General features: G+C 37.1%; 1 protein-coding gene, 3 rRNA genes and 1 pseudogene. All 5 read right to left on the bottom strand.

The genetic code is table 11. The features are described from left to right. Positions 1-202: ribosomal RNA gene (locus tag LQ203_RS27235) — 16S ribosomal RNA — on the bottom strand; the annotation flags it as partial. Between the two features lie 495 nt (positions 203-697). Continuing rightward, on the bottom strand, positions 698-1,129 hold the full coding sequence (locus LQ203_RS27230; protein WP_230163044.1) for a hypothetical protein: 432 nt from the start codon (positions 1,127-1,129) through the stop codon (positions 698-700). 11 nt (positions 1,130-1,140) lie between these two features. Beyond that, positions 1,141-2,179 (bottom strand): annotated as a pseudogene (locus LQ203_RS27225) (IS1595 family transposase). Positions 2,180-2,463: 284 nt separating this feature from the next. Beyond that, positions 2,464-2,579, bottom strand: a 5S ribosomal RNA gene (gene rrf / locus LQ203_RS27220). A 64-nt stretch (positions 2,580-2,643) separates the two neighbouring features. After that, positions 2,644-2,770, bottom strand: a 23S ribosomal RNA gene (locus tag LQ203_RS27215); the annotation flags it as partial.

Raw genomic sequence — 2,770 nt, 5'->3', positions numbered from 1 at the left:
CTTCTCTCATGCGAGAAAAGAACGTATCCGGTATTAGCTCCGGTTTCCCGAAGTTATCCCAGTCTTATAGGCAGGTTGCCCACGTGTTACTCACCCGTCCGCCGCTAATCTCTGGGAGCAAGCTCCCGTCGATTCGCTCGACTTGCATGTATTAGGCACGCCGCCAGCGTTCGTCCTGAGCCAGGATCAAACTCTCCGAAGAAATGTTTGACTTGCTCATTTTGCTTTTTTGATAGTGTGTGCTCACTTAAAATTTAACGTTGGCGCTTTGTTTTGTTCAGTTTTCAAAGAGCAATTTCACAAATCGTTCTTTCGAACGTTTGTTTATTCATCATAACACGCTATTGATTAGTTGTCAACTTCTGCGAAGTTTTAAACTTATTTTGAATCGCTGTGTTTTTCAGCGACCATTTCATCTTATCATTTTCATAGTAAGAAGTCAATAGTTATTATTTCTTTTAGTTAATCTACCAAAAGTGGATGAAGTTTTTTGTTTGTCGTACTTGGTGCTTATTTATATTAATCCTATTTCACTTTAAAGTCAATACATTTCATAATAAATAATTCACATTCTGCATGATAGATTAAGAATGGCCTTTCTCCCGATGGCTTAAAACTTAGGCTCTGTTAAACAATAATGTTGATTTTTAATATTTGCAAAGGACTTCTAACTAATGAAGCCCTTTGAGTCCATTTATTACATTCCTAAAACGGAAATGAACTTAGTGGATACACTTTTTTCATCTATCCAAGATTGGAATTCGGTAATCATCGAGATAAGTTGCTTAATATTTGTATCATAGTTTTCCATAAACTCTTCCTCAGAATAGGTGAAGGGAAACCCTAAAACATCTTTTAGTGATTGTGGATTAGGATTATTAGCTAGATATTGTTTCATTTTTTCCAATTCCTTAATAATCATCTTCCAAGTATCTGTACCTATTTCATTGAAAGCAAAATAATCGAATTTCTTATAGCACTTCTCAAAGGCAGGCATAATATAGCCAAAGTTTTCTTCTGTAAAGAAGATGGAAGAAGTATTCCAACATTCACCTTTATACTTGTCAGGGAGAACCTCTATGTAACAAGAGCCTTCGAGGGTACTGACATCATAGATTATTTCAATCATATAATCACCCCTTAAATGGTAAATCTCGATAATCTGAGCTTATTATAAGTTTCGTTTGTTGAGAATAGACAGCTTTCAATAATCATTTTACTTACTGTTGTATTATCATTGCGATGTTTGATAATGTCCAAGAAATAAAACCAGCTCAAATAATGGTCGAGGTATTTTGTTGTACGCCATTGAAACGGTTCATCCAGCCTTTAAGACGGCTGTGATAATTATTTACATTTTGAATATGATAAAGACCTTTTACTCGTTCTTTTCCATCTGATTTGAAGCGGTAATCTTCTAATCCTTTTTCACTCGAATAAGTCTTAAATGCTCTCCAAGCATCGGTACAAAGTATATTGGTTGGCGATAACTTAGAACCGATTGCTTTTTCTAAACGAGATTTTACAATTCTACCTTGTCCAATAACTTTTGACAAAGTGGATTTTTGGCGGTCTCTTGCAATAAGGACACACACTTGTTCCTTGCTAATACCTCGGTACTTTGAGGAACCGCCACGCTTACGAGACTTACGACCATCTATTTTTCTCTTCCCTTTTTCCGAGAAAAGAAAATATGTCTCATCCATTTCCACTATTCCTGAGAATTGTTCAAAATCCATTTGTTTTATTGCTGATAACAACTTGTGTCGCCAATAGAAAAGGGTTACGAAATGGACTTCAATTATCTCAGATGCTTTTCTTAAAGAGTATCCTTCAATCATACACTGCACAAAATCCAACCATTTATGGGGAGATGAGTCCTGTGTAAAGGCGTGTTGGTTACATCCGTAAAAGTCTTTCCGCAATCTTTACAGCGATAACGCTGCCGTTCTATTGTTTGCATTCCCAGTTTGACTGAATACTTACCAAAACGAACGGCATTATTCGAATGACAATGAGTACAAGTGTATCCATCTTTATGTTTTTGCTCGGAAACCTCTTTAAAGACTGGTTCACTTGAAGAAGAAGATGCGAGAGATTTGTTAAAAAACTCTTTAAGGCGATATTGGTCTGCGGTACTAAGTTTCTTTATCTCTTTAATAATCTCCTTTAATGCCATTCGAATTCACTCGCTCTCGTTCATTTTCCTATATTACAGAACAATCGTTCGCTTTATTCAAATATCAACAGAGTTATTTAACAGAGCCAAAACTTAAAAAACGCTTCCAACTTTAAATGTATTTATTAGAGCGGAAGTAATCCTCTATAACTTAGAAGCACGATCTTTATACCTTAAATGGTATCTAGGACGAATTATTTCACTTTAGGTAGAAGCTGATTCGCCTTTTCTTCAAACCATAGAGACGCAAAAAAAGACCAGCCGGATGGCTGATCTTTAAAATGGCTTGGCGGCGTCCTACTCTCACAGGGGGAAACCCCCAACTACCATCGGCGCTGAAGAGCTTAACTGCCGTGTTCGGAATGGGAACGGGTGTGACCTCTTCGCTATCGTCACCAAACATATCAGGAACGTTGTTCCTTCAAAACTAGATAATAAGAAGGTATTTCATTTTTCAAAAAGCGTTGGTTAAGTCCTCGATCTATTAGTATCAGTCAGCTCCACATGTCGCCACGCTTCCACCTCTGACCTATCAACCTGATCATCTTTCAGGGATCTTACTAGCTTGCGCCATGGGAAATCTCATCTTGA

It is taken from the genome of Peribacillus sp. Bi96 (assembly GCF_918698115.1).
In the GTDB taxonomy this organism is placed as follows: Bacteria; Bacillota; Bacilli; order Bacillales; family DSM-1321; genus Peribacillus.
Note: the sequence above shows the minus strand (reverse complement) of the source record. Positions and strands in the feature narration are given on the sequence as shown.

Coding starts and splice junctions, on each gene's coding strand:
- LQ203_RS27230 (WP_230163044.1), bottom strand. CDS start 1,129: ATGATTGAAATAATCTATGATGTCAGTACCCTCGAAGGCTCTTGTTAC.